Annotated in this window: 19 protein-coding genes; 12 read left to right on the top strand and 7 right to left on the bottom strand. The window is 57.2% G+C overall.

Features of this window, described 5'->3' with window-relative positions:
- The first annotated feature begins 100 nt into the window (after positions 1-100).
- Together yidC and J4E00_RS16675 are read left to right on the top strand one after the other, a co-directional pair.
- On the top strand, positions 101-1,885 hold the full coding sequence (yidC, locus tag J4E00_RS16680; protein ID WP_208176327.1) for a membrane protein insertase YidC: 1,785 nt from the start codon (positions 101-103) through the stop codon (positions 1,883-1,885).
- Between the two features lie 103 nt (positions 1,886-1,988).
- Positions 1,989-2,525, top strand: a complete 537-nt coding sequence (locus tag J4E00_RS16675) for a DUF6438 domain-containing protein (RefSeq protein ID WP_208176326.1) — start codon at positions 1,989-1,991, stop codon at positions 2,523-2,525.
- 42 nt (positions 2,526-2,567) lie between these two features.
- Here the strand turns inward: J4E00_RS16675 and J4E00_RS16670 are convergent, their stop codons facing one another.
- Positions 2,568-3,416, bottom strand: coding sequence for an alpha/beta hydrolase (locus J4E00_RS16670; protein WP_236049908.1), 849 nt, complete (start codon positions 3,414-3,416; stop codon positions 2,568-2,570).
- A 59-nt stretch (positions 3,417-3,475) separates the two neighbouring features.
- The gene (locus J4E00_RS16665) at positions 3,476-5,272 is read right to left on the bottom strand and encodes an ABC transporter substrate-binding protein (protein ID WP_208176325.1); all 1,797 of its coding nucleotides are present in this window, start codon (positions 5,270-5,272) and stop codon (positions 3,476-3,478) included.
- A 178-nt stretch (positions 5,273-5,450) separates the two neighbouring features.
- Here J4E00_RS16665 and J4E00_RS16660 point away from each other — a divergent pair, with 178 nt between their 5' ends.
- From J4E00_RS16660 to lepB, 7 genes are all read left to right on the top strand, one after another.
- Complete coding sequence (locus J4E00_RS16660) at positions 5,451-6,257, top strand: ParA family protein (RefSeq protein WP_208176324.1); 807 nt, start codon at positions 5,451-5,453, stop codon at positions 6,255-6,257.
- A 25-nt stretch (positions 6,258-6,282) separates the two neighbouring features.
- Positions 6,283-6,549: a hypothetical protein gene (locus J4E00_RS16655; protein ID WP_208176323.1), complete on the top strand. Its 267-nt coding sequence runs from the start codon at positions 6,283-6,285 to the stop codon at positions 6,547-6,549.
- Positions 6,550-6,715: 166 nt separating this feature from the next.
- The gene (locus tag J4E00_RS16650; protein WP_208176322.1) at positions 6,716-6,970 is read left to right on the top strand and encodes a hypothetical protein; all 255 of its coding nucleotides are present in this window, start codon (positions 6,716-6,718) and stop codon (positions 6,968-6,970) included.
- Between the two features lie 116 nt (positions 6,971-7,086).
- A complete protein-coding gene (locus J4E00_RS16645; protein WP_208176321.1) occupies positions 7,087-8,070 on the top strand; it encodes a ParB/RepB/Spo0J family partition protein in 984 nt (327 codons plus the stop codon).
- Positions 8,071-8,150: 80 nt separating this feature from the next.
- Entirely contained in the window at positions 8,151-8,876 is a 726-nt protein-coding gene (locus tag J4E00_RS16640; RefSeq protein WP_208176320.1) for a DUF5683 domain-containing protein, read from the top strand.
- A gap of 87 nt (positions 8,877-8,963) precedes the next feature.
- Positions 8,964-9,683 (top strand): 4-hydroxy-tetrahydrodipicolinate reductase, encoded by a 720-nt coding sequence (dapB, locus tag J4E00_RS16635; protein ID WP_208176319.1) that lies wholly within the window; start codon positions 8,964-8,966, stop codon positions 9,681-9,683.
- An 86-nt stretch (positions 9,684-9,769) separates the two neighbouring features.
- Complete coding sequence (gene lepB, locus J4E00_RS16630) at positions 9,770-10,918, top strand: signal peptidase I (RefSeq protein ID WP_208176318.1); 1,149 nt, start codon at positions 9,770-9,772, stop codon at positions 10,916-10,918.
- Between the two features lie 166 nt (positions 10,919-11,084).
- On the opposite strand, the gene J4E00_RS16625 is transcribed toward lepB, so the two are convergent.
- Positions 11,085-11,747, bottom strand: coding sequence for a uracil-DNA glycosylase (locus tag J4E00_RS16625; RefSeq protein ID WP_208176317.1), 663 nt, complete (start codon positions 11,745-11,747; stop codon positions 11,085-11,087).
- Between the two features lie 117 nt (positions 11,748-11,864).
- Here J4E00_RS16625 and apaG point away from each other — a divergent pair, with 117 nt between their 5' ends.
- Both apaG and J4E00_RS16615 read left to right on the top strand, forming a co-directional pair.
- Positions 11,865-12,251 carry a Co2+/Mg2+ efflux protein ApaG gene (apaG, locus tag J4E00_RS16620; protein WP_196286557.1) on the top strand — a complete coding sequence of 129 codons (387 nt, stop codon included), beginning with the start codon at positions 11,865-11,867 and terminating at the stop codon, positions 12,249-12,251.
- A 92-nt stretch (positions 12,252-12,343) separates the two neighbouring features.
- Positions 12,344-13,123: an O-methyltransferase gene (locus tag J4E00_RS16615; RefSeq protein WP_208176316.1), complete on the top strand. Its 780-nt coding sequence runs from the start codon at positions 12,344-12,346 to the stop codon at positions 13,121-13,123.
- A gap of 62 nt (positions 13,124-13,185) precedes the next feature.
- Here J4E00_RS16615 and kdsA read toward each other — a convergent pair whose 3' ends face one another.
- A complete protein-coding gene (kdsA, locus tag J4E00_RS16610) occupies positions 13,186-14,043 on the bottom strand; it encodes a 3-deoxy-8-phosphooctulonate synthase (RefSeq protein ID WP_208176315.1) in 858 nt (285 codons plus the stop codon).
- 165 nt (positions 14,044-14,208) lie between these two features.
- Positions 14,209-14,823, bottom strand: coding sequence for a methyltransferase domain-containing protein (locus tag J4E00_RS16605; protein ID WP_208176314.1), 615 nt, complete (start codon positions 14,821-14,823; stop codon positions 14,209-14,211).
- Between the two features lie 125 nt (positions 14,824-14,948).
- Between J4E00_RS16605 and J4E00_RS16600 the strand changes: the two genes are divergently transcribed.
- Positions 14,949-15,899 carry a hypothetical protein gene (locus tag J4E00_RS16600; RefSeq protein ID WP_208176313.1) on the top strand — a complete coding sequence of 317 codons (951 nt, stop codon included), beginning with the start codon at positions 14,949-14,951 and terminating at the stop codon, positions 15,897-15,899.
- Positions 15,900-15,961: 62 nt separating this feature from the next.
- On the opposite strand, the gene J4E00_RS16595 is transcribed toward J4E00_RS16600, so the two are convergent.
- Positions 15,962-16,108: a hypothetical protein gene (locus J4E00_RS16595; protein ID WP_236049917.1), complete on the bottom strand. Its 147-nt coding sequence runs from the start codon at positions 16,106-16,108 to the stop codon at positions 15,962-15,964.
- A gap of 16 nt (positions 16,109-16,124) precedes the next feature.
- Positions 16,125-16,568 carry a hypothetical protein gene (locus tag J4E00_RS16590; RefSeq protein WP_208176312.1) on the bottom strand — a complete coding sequence of 148 codons (444 nt, stop codon included), beginning with the start codon at positions 16,566-16,568 and terminating at the stop codon, positions 16,125-16,127.
- Positions 16,569-17,086: the final 518 nt, after the last annotated feature.

Below are 17,086 nucleotides of genomic sequence, written 5' to 3'. Positions count from 1 at the left end.
TTTCTGCAAATGAATGGCCGCATGCTGCTCCGCTTTACCCTTATGCCCGACGAGGGCGTTTGCCCCCGTACCTTTGCGCCTTCGCAACCCTTACTAACTAATGGATAGAAATTCAGCAACCGGCCTTTTCCTCATTGCGGCCTTGCTCCTCGTGTACCTGTTCTTCTTCAGCCCGAAGAAGCCGGATGAAAAAGCTGCTGGTAAAACCCCGGCTGCGACCACTGCTGCCGCCAAAGCACCCGCAATTCCCGCTACGGCCCTTGCTCCGGAAGCAGCCCTCGACACGACAGCCGGCGTGGTTAAAACCGATAGTCTGGTCAACAAAAACCTGCGCGTGGCTTTCTCCAGCCGGGGTGGCCGCATCACAGCGGTGCGCCTGCGCGAGTACAAGACCTTCTTCGGCAAACCGATGGACTTGTTCGATGCCAAGAGCGCCCGCATGGATACCAAATTCCGGACGGTGGACGGCAAAACCGTTAAGTTCTCGGATTTGAACTTCCAGTCGGTGGCTTCGCAATCGACGGATGGCGGCTCGGTACTCACCTTCACCGCGCCCGTAGCCGGCGGCAGCATCGTGCAGACCTACACGCTGCCCGCTAATAGCTACGAGCTCAAGTATGACCTGCGTTTGAATGGCCTGGAGCGCACCGTAGCTCAGGAACCGCTCACTTTCACCTTCGTGGATGAGGTGCGCCAGACCGAGCAGGACCTCAAGCAGAACCGCAACCACACCACCATCAACCACTACCTCGCCGCCGGCGACCAAGGTGCCCTGGCCGAAGCCAGCGAGAAGCCCGAAGAATATAAGGCCGCCGGCCCGGTGAAGTGGGCCGCCCACAAGCACGACTTCTTCGTGGCAGGCCTCATCGCCGACCAGCAGCCTTTCGCGGGCGGTGCCTTCAACGCCGATGTGAATCTGGAGGACTCCACGACCATCAAAACCCTGAGTTCGACCCTTACTATCCCGGTGGCCGAGGTGGAGCAGGGCCGTGGCCAATACCGCTTCTATTTTGGCCCGAACTCTTTCAACACGCTGAAGGCCGTTGCGCCAGAATTTGACCGCAACGTGTACCTCGGCTGGGGCTTGTTCCGCTGGGTGAACCGGTTTGTGGTGCTGCCGGTGTTCCACTTCCTGGAGCAGTTTATTTCGTCCTACGGTGTCATCATCGCGCTATTGGTACTGCTTATCAAGCTGGTAACCTGGCCGCTCACCTACAAAACCTACGAAAGCCAGGCCCGCATGAAAGTGCTGAAGCCGGAAATTGACGCGCTGAAAGCCAAGCACGGCGACGACAACACCAAGGTGCAGCAGGAAACCATGAAGCTGTACCAGGAATTCGGAGTGAGCCCGCTCAGCGGCTGCGTGCCTACGCTGCTCACGCTCCCAATTCTGTTTGCCATGTTCCAGTTCTTCCCGAACGCCATCGAACTGCGCCAACAAAGTTTCCTCTGGGCCAAGGACTTGAGTAGCTACGACGTGTTCATCAAGCTACCTTTCTACGTGAAGTGGTACGGCGACCACGTTTCCCTCTTCACCCTGATGATGACGGCCTCCACCCTGCTCATGACCTGGCAGAGCAACCAGACCAACACGGCCATGCAGGGCCCGATGAAGACATACAGCTACCTGATGCCCATCATCTTCCTGTTCGTGCTGAATAGCTTCGCCGCGGGCCTCACCTGGTATTACTTCGTTTCTAACGTCATCACCTTCGCCCAGCAAGTCGCTACCAAGGCTTTTGTTGACGACACGAAAATCCGCGCCCAGCTCGACGCCAACAAAATCAAAAACAAGGACAAGAAGCCCGGCGGCCTGCAAGGCCGCATTGCCGAAGCCATGAAAGCTGCGCAGGAGCGCGAGGCACAGGCCAAACGCAAGTCGTAGCCCCGCTAGAACGTTCTTTCAGAACGCCCCAACCCGACAGCACGAAACCCCAGGCACGGTTTTCGTTCTGTCGGGTTTTTGTTTGCCCATATTCACGGCTTCAATGCCCCATATCCCCATGCGCTACTTCACGCTGCTCTTGCTGCTCAGTTTCTTCGGTCTCAATCTGCAGGCGTGTGCCCAGCAGACAGCGGTTCAGAAAACTAAAAAAGCCAGTAAAAAAGCTGGTCCTGTCAAAAAGCCCGCTCCTACCGAAGCAGGGCCGGTTATCACCTTCGAGCGCACGCCGTGCTTCGGTACCTGCCCCAGTTACACCGCCCTGGTATACGCCGACGGCCGTGTGGCCTACGAAGGCCGCCGCTTCGTATCAATGGAGGGCAAAAAAGACCTGAAATTGCCGGCTGCTACGGTAGCCGACCTGCTGCGCCAAGCCAAAGAATCCCGCTTTGAAACGTTCGAAAACAGCTATTCAAGCGGCGTGACCGATGTACCGAGCACCATCGTTGCCATCCGTCAGCCCGACGGCATATTCAAAAAAGTAACAGTAGAAGGCAATGCTCCAGAAAACGTGCGGGAGCTATTCGCCTATTTTGGCACTCAGTTCGATGCGCTGGCCAAGCCAGATGGAACGCGTAAATAACCGGATAGCATGTTCTTGCTAACTGAATCCGACGACTGTTAATTACCGACCGGTTGGTGGTTTAAAGACTGCCCGAAAAGCCCGGAGCGCCGCCGGATGATAAATAGTGGCGTGCGTTTCCTGCGGCATCGGCTCGTAGTGCCAGGAGCCGGGGCGCGCTGCTTGTTGGTTACCAACCTGTACGACCTTGCGCGTAGCTGCTGTATCGCCTTGGATGCTGGTGGCCAAGTATACCGTAGGTGCTACGCTGCGGCCGGCTTTTTGAAGCAGTGTGCCGGCCTGGGCGGCCAGTTGGCCGTTGTTCCACCACAGGCTGGGGTCAAAAGCGAGGTAAGTATTAAATAAAGTGGGTTCGAGCAACAACGTCTCTACCACAAACAGGCCGGCGAGCGACTCACCCACAATGGCTGTTTCGGCCGTGGTGCGGTAGCGCTGCTTCACGGCGGGCATCAACTCCTGCCGAATAAACTGGCGGAAAGCAGCCGAGCCGCCTACCTTGGGCGCAATTTTCTTGTCCTCGACATTAGTGGTAGGCCCAGTCATATCGCGTCGCCGGGCGGTATTTTCGATGCCGACCAAAATAAACGGCCGCATGGTGGCATTGCCCACCGACACTTGCACCAAGCCTGCAACGTGTAAAAAATCTTCCTGCAGGCCGCCGTCCGGCATGTACAGTACGGGCAGGCGCAAGCTAGCAGAGTCTGTATAAGCTGGCGGCAAGTACACATTAATGCGGCGCGTTTCGCCCAGCACTTTCGACTGCAGCGTGAACGTCTGGCCAATAACCAAAGGTGCGGCGGATGATGCAGGCTTCGATGTTTGCCCGTGGGCCATCGACAGGTTGGCAATTGCCAGTACCAGAGTTGCGCATCCTACTCGGAAATAAGACATGGCTGCAGCTGATTTTAAGTCAATAAATGCCACTGTTGTGCAGGGCTGAGCTTGTGGCCTTATTCCTTACGCACCCGCTCCAGCAGCAGTTGGTTCATCGGGTTTGGGGTGAGGCCGCGCACATTGTTCTGCGTCAGGCGCACTACCTCATCATAATAGAGGCTGATGACGGGTGATTCTTCTACCACAATCCGGTCCATAGCCTGGTAGAGGGCCGTGCGCCGGGCCACGTCCTGGGTGCGGCGGGCTTCGTCGTAGAGCTTGTCGTAGGCCGCGCTTTTGAAGTGGGTTTTATCGGGGCCGGCGGGGCTGAAGTTGGGGCTGTAGAACAGGGCCAGGTAGTTTTCGGCGTCGGGGTAGTCGCCTAGCCAGCTTTTAGCGAAAAAGGCAACCCGACCGTTATCCACCAAGTCCTGTTGCGCAGCCGACTGGTTGATATCAATCTGAACCTGCACGCCTACGTCGGCCCATTGCTTCTGCAGGTACTCGCCTATTTCCTTGCGTTCCAGCACCGTGCTGAGGCGCAGCTTCAACGGCCGCTGGGGCCCGTAGCCGGCGGTGCGCAGTAGCTGCCGGGCCTTCTGCGGCTGGTAGCTGTAGCCGGGCACCTCCTTTTCGGAGAACGATGGCAGCGCCGTAGGCACGAAGCCCGACGTACCCGGATGCCCCACCCGGTTGAGCAGGTAGGTCAGCATTTCGGGCTTGTTGAGGGCGTAATTGAGGGCCTGCCGCACCTGCTTGTTGCGCAGGGCGCGGCCTTGCACGGCCTGCTCACCAAGCAGATTGACCGAATCGAGCTGAATGCCCAAGTACTCCGTGTTCAGGTATGGCGCTTTCTGCACCGTGAACTTGCCTTTGAAATCGGCCCGAATGGTGCCGTCGGGGTGCATAATTAAGTCGCGCGAGCCGGCCCGAATACCCGATAGGAAATCCAGTTTGCCCTGCATAAAGGTCAGGAACTCGGTTTTGCGGTCGGGCAAGAAGCTCACGGCCACGGCATCGAGGTAGGGCAGCGGCCGGCCCTTCTCGTCGCTTCGCCAGTAGTTGGGGTTGCGCTCATAAAGCAGCACGTTGCCCTCGTCCCAGAGCTTGAAGCGAAACGGCCCCGTGCCCACCGGATGCTCACGGAAGTCCTTGCCGTATTTTTCCACGGCCTCGTGCGGCACCACATAGGCGTACGGCATCGTGAGGATACCCAAAAACGGGATAAACGGCTCCTTAAGGTGAATGCGAAACGTGGAGTCATTCGCCGCCACAAAAGCCGTGTCGCTAATGCTGCCATCGGGCTTCTCCAGCACCTTGCCCCGGAAAATCCAGCCGCCCGAACTGGCCGTGGTCGGGTCGAGGATGCGCTTGAAGCTGTAGACGAAGTCCTGAGCGACGACTTGACGCGTAGCTACAGGAAAAGCCTCTGTGCCGTATTTCTCTATATCAGCTCGATTGCGACCAGGATGGTCTTTCAATTCTTGGTCTACCAATGCTTTCAAATCCGAATCCGAAAGCTGAAATACATCCTCATTCTCATGAAAGGAAATGCCCTTGCGTAGCACGAACGTGTACGTGCGCCCATCCGGCGAAATGCTGTATCGCCGGGCCAGCGCCGGTACCGGCTGCAGGGTCGAATCCAGCTCCATCAGCCCGTTGTAGAGCTGCGACACGGCCCAGGAATTGGCCTGGTTGCGGGCAAAAGCGGGGTCGAGCGAGGACAGCGCCTCGGGCTGGTTGTAGCGGAATACGCGGCGCTCGTCGGCTGCTGAACGGGCGGCGTCGTGGCAGCCGGCTACTGCCAGCGCCCCCGCCGAAAATCCAAACAGTTTAGCCGAGAAGCCAGCCCAACGAGCCAAAAAAGGGGCCATGCGAACAGGGAAAGAATGTATCTTTGTGCAATGCTACGGCAAAAGTTATTAGTTATTCGTTGTTGTTTATTTAGTAGTCGTTGTTAGTGGCTGAGGCTTAGTGAGCCTCAAAAACACGCAACGAAGACTGAACAGCCAACCCCGAGCAACTGACAACGAACAACGAACAACTAATCCAATGGGAAAAATCATCGCGGTAGCCAATCAGAAAGGCGGGGTGGGCAAAACCACTACCTCTATTAACCTCGCGGCGTCCCTGGCCGCCCTGGACTACCGGACCTTGCTCGTCGACGCCGACCCCCAGGCCAATGCCACCTCGGGCGTGGGCTACGACCCCAAGGACATCCAGAACAGCATCTACGAGTGCATGGTGGACGGCATCAACGCCCACGACATCATCGTGCCCACCAATATTTTGCCCCACCTCGACCTCATGCCCTCCCACATCGACTTGGTGGGTGCCGAGGTGGAGATGATAAACCTGCCCAACCGCGAGGAGAAAATGAAGGAGGCCCTGCGCCCCCTGGCCGCTGAGTACGACTTCATCATCATCGACTGCTCGCCCTCGCTCGGCCTCATCACGGTGAACGCCCTCACGGCCGCGCACTCGGTTATCATCCCGGTGCAGTGCGAATACTTCGCCCTCGAAGGCCTGGGCAAGCTCCTGAATACCATCAAAATCATTCAGAGCCGTCTCAACACTGAGCTCGAAATCGAAGGCATCCTGCTCACGATGTACGACGTGCGCCTGCGCTTGAGCAACCAGGTGGTGGAGGAAGTCCGCATGCACTTCCAGCAGTTGGCCTTCGACACCATCATCCCACGCAACGTGAAGCTGAGCGAGTCGCCCAGTTTCGGCATCCCCGTCATCCTGCACGACGCCGAAAGCAAAGGCTCCATCAGCTACCTCAATCTGGCCCGCGAAATCGTAGAGAAAAACAGCGTGGAAGCCACCGAGGAGACGGCGGAGGACGAGCGGATTTAAGGGTTTGACTTTATTCGGTCAGCTTATGATTGATAAACGAGCCGACCCAGTTGCCTGGTCTATTTTCATGCATGAGTTAGAAGATGCGCAAGAACATCTGGCAAGCTTATGCAAAGAGTTGAATAGCAACTGTGACTATAGTGATATTGAATTCCAAATCGATATTGCTCACGTTTATTCTCATCTAAACCGTGCTTGGCATGGGAGAAATGCCACGGAGAAGCAGTCAGATGATGATAATCTTTGGAACCAATGGAGCCAATTCCCAACTGATATTGAACCATTAACTTAGGAGAAACCAAATTGCTTTAGTGGGGCAGCATACCGGTAGCCACGCTAGCTTTTCTAGATTTTTAAAGCCCCATCGGGGCGGCATTCGTTGAACGAGTGCCGCCCCGATGGGGCTTTAAAAATCATCTGAAACCCTCGACGCGCCAGCATCTTTCGTTACTTGCAGCATGCAAGCTTTCATTCGTGCTTTCGATGGCCAGCAGGCCCACATCGAAATTCTTCCCGGCTCGTCGCAGGAAGCCGGCTGGCTGGAAGCGGTAGAAGAAGGCTTGGTGCGCACTTTCGACGCCGACTTTCGCCCACTAGTGAATGAGGCGCTGGCAGCGGCTGGCCACGGCGCGTATCGAATGCAGGTTTATAAGGGTCGTAGGGGCTCGTGTCACGTATTCACGGTTGGTTTGGGCCCCCGGCCAGCGAATTAGCCAGGCTAATTACAAGCTCAACCACCCGTCCAAACTTTCCGGCTTGCCCTTCGCTGAACAATCCGTAATTTTGACATCCGTTGCCGCATGCCTTTTATGGGCCCGGCCGATGAACTATGCCGCTAGAGAAGAACGAAGAGAAATTGCAAGCTGCCCTGGCCGCCGCCGCCGCAGTAAAACGCAAGGGTGGCCTCGGCCGCGGCCTCAATGCCCTTATTGAGGGCAGCTACGAGAAAAAAGGCGAACGGCCCGGCACCAGCGACCGGCTGGTATCGCACCCCGTCAACTCGGTGGGATTTATCTCGGTCGAGCACATCGAAGCCAACCCATACCAGCCCCGCACCCATTTCGACCAGCAAGCCTTGCAGGAACTGGCCGATAGCATCAAAATCCAAGGCATCATTCAGCCCGTGACCCTGCGCCAGCTCGGCACTAATTCCTACCAGCTCATTTCGGGGGAGCGCCGCCTGCAGGCCTCCAAGCTGGCAGGTCTGGAGACAATTCCGGCCTATATACGCAAGGCGGACGACCAGCAAATGCTGGAAATGGCCCTGATTGAGAACATTCAGCGGGAAAACCTGAATGCCATCGAAATTGCTCTCAGCTACCAGCGTCTGCTGAGCGAGTGCAACCTGCGCCAGGAAGAACTAGGCGACCGGGTGGGCAAAAACCGCTCGACGGTGACCAACTACCTGCGCCTGCTGAAGCTGCCGCCCGATGTGCAGATTGGCCTGCGTGATGCCGAAATCAGCATGGGCCACGCCCGTGCTCTCATCGGCCTCGACGACCCCAAGCTGCAAGTTGACCTGTTTCGTAAAATCGTGGCCGAGGAGCTTTCCGTGCGCCGTGTAGAGGAGTTAGTACGCGCCGGTTTCGGCCGCAACAATGCCGAGGCTCAGCCCAAAGCCGACGGCACTACCGCCCCGGCGCAGCCTGCCGTGCCCGTAGCTGAAATTCGGCGGGCCGAGCGCCACCTCACCGACCGCTTTGGCTCACGGGTGCAGGTGCGGCCTACGGCTAAGGGCAACGGCGAAATCAAAATTGCCTTCGATTCGGTGGAGGATATGCAGCGTATTCTGCACATTCTGCAACCATCATAAGTAAAAAAGTCGGACGCTGTCAACGCCTCCTTACATGCCAAACACGCTAAAAACCGGCGTATTCCGTTAGCAGGTTTGTTATGAAAAAACTGTATTCCCGCCTCGGGATGGTACTGATTCTGGCAGGCAGCCTGCTGGTTGGCCGCACCAGCCACGCCCAGGTATTCACACCGGAAACCACCGTAAATCCGGCTGCCATCCTGGCCGATACAACCGAGCGCCGGGAGGTAGTGGTGACCCCCGAAGCCAAAAAAAGAAAAGAGGCCGCCGATTCAGCCAAGCGCACCGAGCACATGTTCCGGGCTTTTGGCTTCAAAGGCATCCGTCTGACGCGCCCGGGCAAAGCGGCGATGCTGGCGCTGGTGCTGCCCGGCGCGGGCCAGATTTACAACCATAGCTACTGGAAGCTGCCGCTGGTGTACGGCGGGCTGGGCGGCGTCATTTACGGCGAGATTTTTTATCAGCAGGGCTACCGGGAGTTTTCCGTTGCTTATAATAAGGTTACGCAACAAGGTGTTCCACTGCACGATGAGAGTCTGGGCGACCGCGCCCGGCTATTTAATACTGCCGATGCGCTGAACACGGGCGTAGTGTTCTACCGCGGCTACCGCGACATTTTCTACCTCTACATCGGCCTTGTGTACGGCCTGCAAATCGTGGATGCACTCGTCGATGCTCACCTCAAAGACTTCGATGTGAGCGACGACCTGACCTTTCATTGGGAGCCCACGCTCATGGCTGTACCTGGCCAACGAGCAGCATTCCCAACGAATCCCGGCCTCACTTTCGCCCTGCGGGTGAAATAATTATCTGTCAGTTGCTAGTTATCGGTTGCTAGGCCAAGTGTGCCGAACTTCTGCTGCCCCGGCAACTGACAACAAACAAGAACTACTATGAAGATTCTACTCATCGGCTACGGGAAAATGGGCCGCACCATTGCTGCTTTGGCCCAACAGCGCGGCCACGAAATTGCAGGCATTGTAGACTCCCACGCCAGTGAGGCTACTATTGCCGACTTCACCCCTGCCATTGCCGACGTGGCCATTGAGTTTACACATCCCGATTCGGCTTTTGCCAACGTGACCGCCTGCCTGCGTCAGGGCCTGCCAGTGGTGTGCGGCTCTACGGGCTGGCTGCACCATTTCGAAGAAGCCAAAGCCCTGACCAACGAGGTGGGCGGCAGCCTGTTCTACGCTTCTAACTACAGCGTTGGCGTAAACCTGTTCTTCCACTTCAACGAGTACATTGCCAGCAAGATGGCACAGTTCGGAGGCTACGACGTGGCGGTCCGGGAAATTCACCATACCCAGAAAATCGACCAGCCCAGCGGTACGGCCCTCACCACAGGCGAAGGCATTCTGCGGCATTTCCCGACCAAAACTACCTGGCGCAACGCTGCGGCCGAATCTTCGGCCGAGTTAGCCATCATCAGCGAGCGCAAAGGGGATGCCGTGGGCACACACATCGTCACCTACTCGTCGGATGTAGACACGCTGGAGCTCAAGCACGAAGCCCACAGCCGGACTGGTTTTGCGCTAGGTGCCTTGCTGGCGGCCGAGTGGTTACCTGGCCGTCAGGGCGTATTTGGGATGAAAGACCTGTTGGATTTGTAGTCACTGCCGTTACCGGTGCGAGCGCACTGGCGTTCTGCTGCGTTTCTTTGCCTGATATTCATTGCCAAGCCTAAGCTTGCCTCCTCATGTCCTTGCTCAAAACCGACCCCACTGCCCCTCCGAAACCGCCCAAAACGAAAACCCGCGAGTGGGCCGATTCGCTGATTTTTGCCATTGTAGCAGCTACGCTCATCCGCTGGGCCACGTTTGAGGCCTACACCATTCCCTCGCCCAGCATGGAAGCCTCCCTGCTAGTGGGTGATTACCTGTTTGTGAGCAAGCTGCACTACGGCCCCATCACGCCCCAAACGCCGTTACAAGTACCCCTCACGCACCAAACCATCTGGGGCACAGGCCTGAAAAGCTATTCCGAGCTGATTCAGCTGCCGACGTACCGGCTGCCGGGCTTCTCCGAAATCAAGCGTAACGACGTGGTGGTATTCCACGTGCCGCACGAGGCCCAGTACCCGGCCGACCTGCGCACCAACTACATCAAGCGTTGCGTGGCCGTGGCCGGTGATACCCTCGAAATCAAAGACGGGCAGGTATACCTCAACGGCAAGCCCGGCGTGGCACCTCCCGGCCTGCAAACTACCTACTTCATGCAGGTGGATAACCCCAATGACGAGGTGCTGGCAGCGCTGCGTGGCCAAGGTGTCGTCGATTACGACCAACCCGGCGGCCTGCCTCAGGCCGTAGCTGGCCCCGATGGCAAGTTTGGCTACGCCATCAGCTGCACGCAGGCCACCGCCGACTATTTCAAGAAGCAGCCTTACGTGAAGGCCATGACCGTGCTACAGCCGCAGGTGCAGCTGTTTCCGGATATAGCTGATTTTCATGGCTCGGCGGCTGTGAGCGCCACGCCGCGCAACTGGAACCTCGACAACTACGGTCCGCTGCCCATTCCGAAAAAAGGCCAGACCATCACCCTTTCGCCCGCCAACGCAGCCATCTACTACAAAATAGTGGCCCGCTACGAGCACAATACCGGCATTACTTGGCAGGACGGCATGATTTACCAGAACGGCAAGCAGCTCACCAGCTACACCGTGAAGCAGAACTACTACATGATGATGGGCGACAACCGCCACAACTCCGAAGACTCCCGCTTCTGGGGCTTCGTGCCCGAAGACCACGTGGTGGGCAAAGCCGTCCTCATCTGGCTCTCAATGGACCCAAATGGTGACTTCTGGCACAAAATCCGCTGGAGCCGCTTGTTCAATATCATTCATTAAGCCCACACAGCCTGCCTGTCAATGCGAACGTAGCACGGCCTATTTGTGATAAGCAATGAGACGTAAAAAAAGCCCTGGCACTACAGTGTGCCGGGGCTTTTTTTGTGAAATTATAGCCGCGTTCAAAGGAGGGTTTGCTTTGTGCATTGTCTTTGTAACGGCACTGTTACCATTCAATCGGCGTCAATCCTTTGCTTTCCAGCCAGGCGTTGGCTTTGCTGAAGGGCTTGCTACCGAAAAAGCCTTTGTCCGCCGCGTAGGGCGAGGGATGCACCGATTTTAAAATCAAGTGTTTCTTCTCATCAATCAGCTCTGATTTTTTGCCCGCATAGGCACCCCAGAGGATGAATACGACGTGTTCCTTTTCCTCAGAAACCTTGCGGATAACGGCATCAGTGAATTCTTCCCAGCCTTTTTTCTGGTGCGAAGCGGGTTCGCTGGCGCGCACGGTTAGGGTGGCATTCAGGAGCAGCACGCCTTGCTGGGCCCAGCGGTCGAGGTTGCCGTTGGCGGGGGGTGGCGTGCCAGGAATGTCGCTTTGCAATTCCTTAAAAATATTTTGCAACGAAGGGGGTGTGCGCTGGCCTTCCTGCACTGAGAAAGAGAGGCCGTGCGCCTGGTTTTTGCCGTGGTAAGGGTCCTGGCCCAGAATGACCACCCGCACTTGGTCGAACGGTGTGGCACTGAAGGCGTGGAAAATTTGGGGGCCGGCCGGATACACGGTTGCCGTGGCGTATTCGCCCTTTACAAAGGCAATAAGCCGCTGGAAATAGGGCTTTTCGAACTCATCGGCTAGCACGGGCTGCCAGCTTTCGGCTATCTTTACCATCGGACTTTTTAAGGAAAATAAAGGGACTTGTACGGCGTTTGATGGCCGTATTTGCGTAAAACCAATTTCGGCGGGCGGCTGTTACGTCCGCAAGCTACTTCTCAGCTCCCGACACCTATGCCCACCACCACTACGCAAGGCGTCACCGTTTCGGTTACGACCAATTACCTGCCCGATTATTCCAGTCCCGGCCAGGAGCATTTCGTTTTTGCTTACAAAATTGAGATTCGCAATAATAGCGAGTTTACGGTGAAGCTCTTGCGCCGCCACTGGCACATCCACGACGCCAATGGCGTGGTGCGCGAAGTGGAGGGCGAGGGTGTAGTAGGCCGCCAGCCCGTGCTGGAGCCCGGCGAAGCCCACCAATACGTGAGCGGCTGCAACCTAAAATCAGGGGTGGGCAAGATGCGCGGCACCTATCTCATGGAGCGGTTGGCCAACGGTCAGGAATTCACGGTAGAAATCCCGGAGTTTACCCTCATGGTGCCGTATCGGATGAACTAGGGATAGTTGTCAGGTGCTCGTTGTCGGTTGTTAGTTTGTAGCGTAGTTGTCGCTTGTACCTGACAACGGACAACCAACCACCACCAACCAATTTGTTTCAACTCCTCGCTTACCTCCGCTTCTGGCTGCGTTCCGGCAACGCCCACGGGCTGCATTCGCCGTTTGTTTTCGGCCTCTATACCTCGGTAGTGCGGCACACGGGCCCGTATGCTGCCTATGCGGCTGTGGAAGCGCGGCGGCGGCAATTGCTCAGCAGCCCGGCCAGCATCAGCGTTACCGATTTTGGGGCGGGCTCGCACACGGGTGCGGGCCGGCAGCGCCGCATCGCCGATATTGCCCGCACGGCAGCCAAGCCGAAGCACCTCGCGCAACTGCTGTTTCGCCTGGCCAATTACTTCCGCCCGGCTACTATTCTGGAGCTTGGTACCTCGCTCGGCCTCACCACGGCTTATCTGGCCACTGCTGATTCGCGCCACCGCGTCATCACTTTGGAGGGTTGCCCCAACGTGGCAGCCGTTGCGCGCGAAACCTTCGATAAGCTGGAGCTACGCAATGTGGAGGTGGTTGAGGGCAACATTGATAACACCCTCGCTCCTACCCTGGCCGCACTTTCGGCTCCTATCGACTTTGCTTTTTTCGATGGCAATCATCGTTACGACCCCACCCTGTATTACTTCGAGCTTTGCCTGAAGCATCGCACCGATGACTCTGTATTCGTGTTCGACGACATCCACTGGTCAGAAGACATGGAGCGCGCCTGGGAGGTCATCAAAGCCCACCCCGAGGTGACGCTGACCGTCGATTTATTCTACATCGGGCTGGTCTTCTTCCGGAAAAACCAGCCCAAGCAGCATTTCTGGCTACGGACCTGAGCCAGTAGCACCTGCTTTAGCTTGGACCGGTACCGCGCACAAGCTAAAGCAGGTGCTATGGGCTAGGGCAGCTGGTTCAGCTCTATTTCGCCGGTTTCCCGGATGGCTTGGCGCACACGCGTCAGCTTCACCAGCAGCGCTTCGAGTTGGTCGAGGGGGAGCATGTTGGCGCCATCTGAGAGGGCGGTAGCGGGCGTGGGGTGAGTTTCGATGAACAAGCCGTCGGCCCCTACGGCGATGGCGGCTTTGGCGATGGTTTCGATGAGGGCGGGCTGGCCGCCGGTCACGCCGCTGGCTTGGTTGGGCTGTTGCAGGGAGTGCGTCACGTCCATCACCACAGGCACTTCGAAGCGACGCATGGTGGGCAGGTTACGGAAGTCCACCACCAGTTCAGAGTAGCCGAAGGAGTTGCCACGCTCGGTGAGAATGACGTTTTCGTTGCCGGCCTGACGCACCTTGTCCACGGCCCATTTCATGGCCTCCCCACTCAGGAACTGGCCTTTTTTGATGTTGACCACTTTGCCGGTTTGGGCGGCGGCTACCAGCAAATCGGTTTGGCGGCACAGGAAGGCCGGGATTTGTAGCACGTCGACGTACTCAGCCGCCAGGGCAGCTTCGCTCGATTCGTGGATGTCGGTGACGGTGGGCACACCAATTTCACGCCCTACTTTTTGCAGGATGCGCAGGGCCGTTTCGTCGCCAATGCCGGTGAAGGAATCCAGGCGTGAGCGGTTGGCCTTGCGGTAGGACCCCTTGAAGATATAGGGAATCTGGAGCTTGTCCGTCATGTGCTTGATGCGCTCGGCGATGCGCAGGGCCATGTCCTCGCCTTCGATGACGCAAGGCCCGGCCATGAGGAAAAACTGGCCGGAATTGGTGTGGCGGAAGTGCGGAAGGGTGTTGGCGAGGGCTTGGAGCATGGCTTTTGAGTTTCTGGTTACTAGGTATCTGGTTGCGGGCAGAACGTCCTGCGAAGCGCAGCCGAAGTAGCTCTATCGCTTCGTTGCAATCGTCTTGATTACTGTTGCACGCGAGCTGCTTCGGCTGCGCTCCGCAGAACGTTCTATTATGGTCAGCATGTTGGGCTAAACAGCTTTTCGCTTTAAACAAATAAACAGCTCTCGCCCCTGGCGGGGCCGGAGTGAATTGGTGGACGTATCGAAGTGCCGGAAGTCGAAGTAGGGCACGAAATATTCGCGGTATTCTTCCTTGCTGCCACCAAATGGGGGCTCCTGCACCGGGCCAAAAGCAGTATTGAAGAGCAGTCCCGTGAGCGTGCCGCCGGGGCGCAGCAGTTGGGCGCACTGCCGGGCATAAGCCGGCCGTAGCACGGGGTTGAGGGCACAAAAAAACGTCTGCTCCACAATCAGGTCGTAGAGCGGGTCGTTGGGCAGGGCAAAAAAGTCAGCTAAAAGCAGGTGGGCGGCTGGAAAATCGGGCACGCGGGCAGCTAGCGCGGCCAGGGCTTCGGGTGCGATATCAGCCACGAAAACCTGCTTAAAGCCCAGCTGGTGCAGGTATTCGGCCTCGTAGGCGCGGCCGGCCCCGGGAATGAGGATGCGGGGCTGCTGCACGACATCGAGTTGGTCGAAGTAGGCGCGCAGCGGCGGCGTGATGGCGTGGGCATCCCAGCCGTCGCGGCCGGTGGCGTAACGTGCTTGCCAATAGGCTGCATCAAAGTCGGGTAAAACCGTTTCCATTCCGCTGAAGTATAGAGTAAACTTGCCAGGGCAGCAAAGTCCCCTATTTTTACGCCAAAGGTACGTGCCGCACTGCGCCACAAGCCTTGCTTTTTCTTACGCTCCTCTCGCTTAACTATTCCCGCATGGACCCAAACGAAACCCCCGAACCCCGCTCCAATAATAGCCGCGTCTTACTCTGGGTGGCCCTTGTGCTTGTGCTGCTCGGCATCAACGGCGTCCTGTTTTACCTCAACCAGCAGAAGGGCGAGCAAAACGAAGCGCTGACCACTGAGGTAAAAGCGAAGGATAGTAAGCTACAGGAACAAATCAAGCAATACGAAGCCCTGAAGGCTGATTTTGAGCGCCAAAGCCAGGAGCTGCAAGCCCTGGGCCTGAGCAACGACTCGCTCGAAGCCAAGATTGCTAGCGTCAACGCCGACCTGCTGAAACTGCGCTCCTTCCGGGCCGGCAGCTTCTCCATTGCCCAGCAAAACGTGTTCAAGCAGCGCGCGAAGAACCTGGAAGTTCAGCTCCGCAAGAAGGATGAAGATATTTCGCAGCTGAAGAAGGACAACGAAACCCTCTACACCGAGACCACCGCGCTGAAGGATAAGCAGAACAAGCTGACCGATACCATCAGCACCATCGCGCGCACCAACCGCGAGCTGTCGGATAAAGTGTCAGTGGCCTCGCGCCTGCAGGCCGACAACATCAAAGTGGCCATTATCACGTCGAAGAACAAGGAAAAGGACGACGACAAAGAGGAATTCAAAGCCAAGCGCGTGGAAAAAGTGAAGGTCACATTCGCCTTAGCCCGCAATGACGTATCACCCAAGGAAACCAAGGCCATCTACCTGCGCATTCTGGAGCCCGATGGTGCAGCCCTCTACAACCTGAGCACGGGCGGCGGCACTTTCACCGTGGAAGGCCAAGAGGCATTCTACACCCAGAAGCAGGACGTGGTGTACGACAACACCAAGCAGAAGCTGGAATTTGTGTACGCCAAAGGCGCTGAGTACAAGAAGGGCCAGCACACTGTGGAACTGTATGAAAGCGGCCAGCTAATGGGCAAAACGACCTTCACGCTGAAGTAGCCCAACCTCGAAATACAAGGCACAAAAAAGCCGCTTCAGTTGCTGAAGCGGCTTTTTTTATTTTACTCTACCGCCAAACGCAGGGCTGGGCCGGCGCCGCGCAGCAGGTAGAGGCCGGCAGGCAGGCCGCGCAGGTCCAGGATGGCCTCGGGCCCGGCTGGGGAAAGATAGTGGCGCATGGTTCGGCCCAGCGCGTCGCTCAGCACCAGGGGTGTGGGGGTGGTGCTAGTAGGCAGGCGCAGGGTAGCCGTGTGGCGGGCGGGATTGGGGGTAGAGCTGCGCAGGCGTTAGGACGCGGCCGGGGGCGGTGGCCGTCAGGGTGGGGTCGGTGAGGGAGGCTAGGAAGCCGAAGGTGAAGCCGGGGTAAGGATTGGTGAGAGTAGTATTACCAAAGCTTGCTGCGAGGCTGTAGCAATATCCGGTCACGTATACGCTCGTGCCGCTCACAACCAGTGCGGTGGCTATATCGTCGCGTACGCCGCCAGCTCGTTGGGTCCACACAAAATTGCCCGAGTTGCCCGCATCCGTGAGTTTAGCCACAAAGACGTCTGCAGTAGCTGCGGAAGTGCTTGTGCTAACGTTCACATTGGTCAGGATGCTAGGGCCAAAGCTTACAGTGTTGCTGTTAAATGCCCCCGTCACGTACACGCTCGTGCCACTCACAGTCATCCCATTAAGGTTGTCATTATCAGTACCGCCTGCCCGTTGGGCCCATACGAATTGGCTATTAACAGGGTTAAATTTGGCAACGAACACATCATCACTGCTTCCAAGACTAGTGAGCGTAATATTACCTAGCACTACCGTATTCGTGAAATTTCCGGCTAGATAAACATTACCCGCTGCATCAACGGCAGTGGCATTTACTGTTAAGGAATTGCCTACTGCATTTGATGCCATTGCTACAGCCTGCGCCGACTGCTAGGCCGGTACCTAGGCCGCCGGCAGGCGCAAGACCAGCAGCAAAATAGCCAGCAAGGTGCGACCCAGCACAGCAGGAAATGAGAAAGTAGAAGTTTTGAACATAGCGGAAAGGAAGTAGAGCAGCGCTCTGGTTGTGGTATGACACAAAAGTAGGGAGCGGGGCCTGTCCCCGCCCGTCGTCGGACTATTCTTCTTGTAACGTTCGTCGACGGGTGGCGACACGGCCCGGTCCCTACTGGGGACAATGGCCTTAACCCGCTCTA

The sequence above is a fragment of the Hymenobacter negativus genome (assembly GCF_017571495.1).
In the GTDB taxonomy this organism is placed as follows: Bacteria; Bacteroidota; Bacteroidia; order Cytophagales; family Hymenobacteraceae; genus Hymenobacter; species Hymenobacter negativus.
Note: the sequence above shows the minus strand (reverse complement) of the source record. Positions and strands in the feature narration are given on the sequence as shown.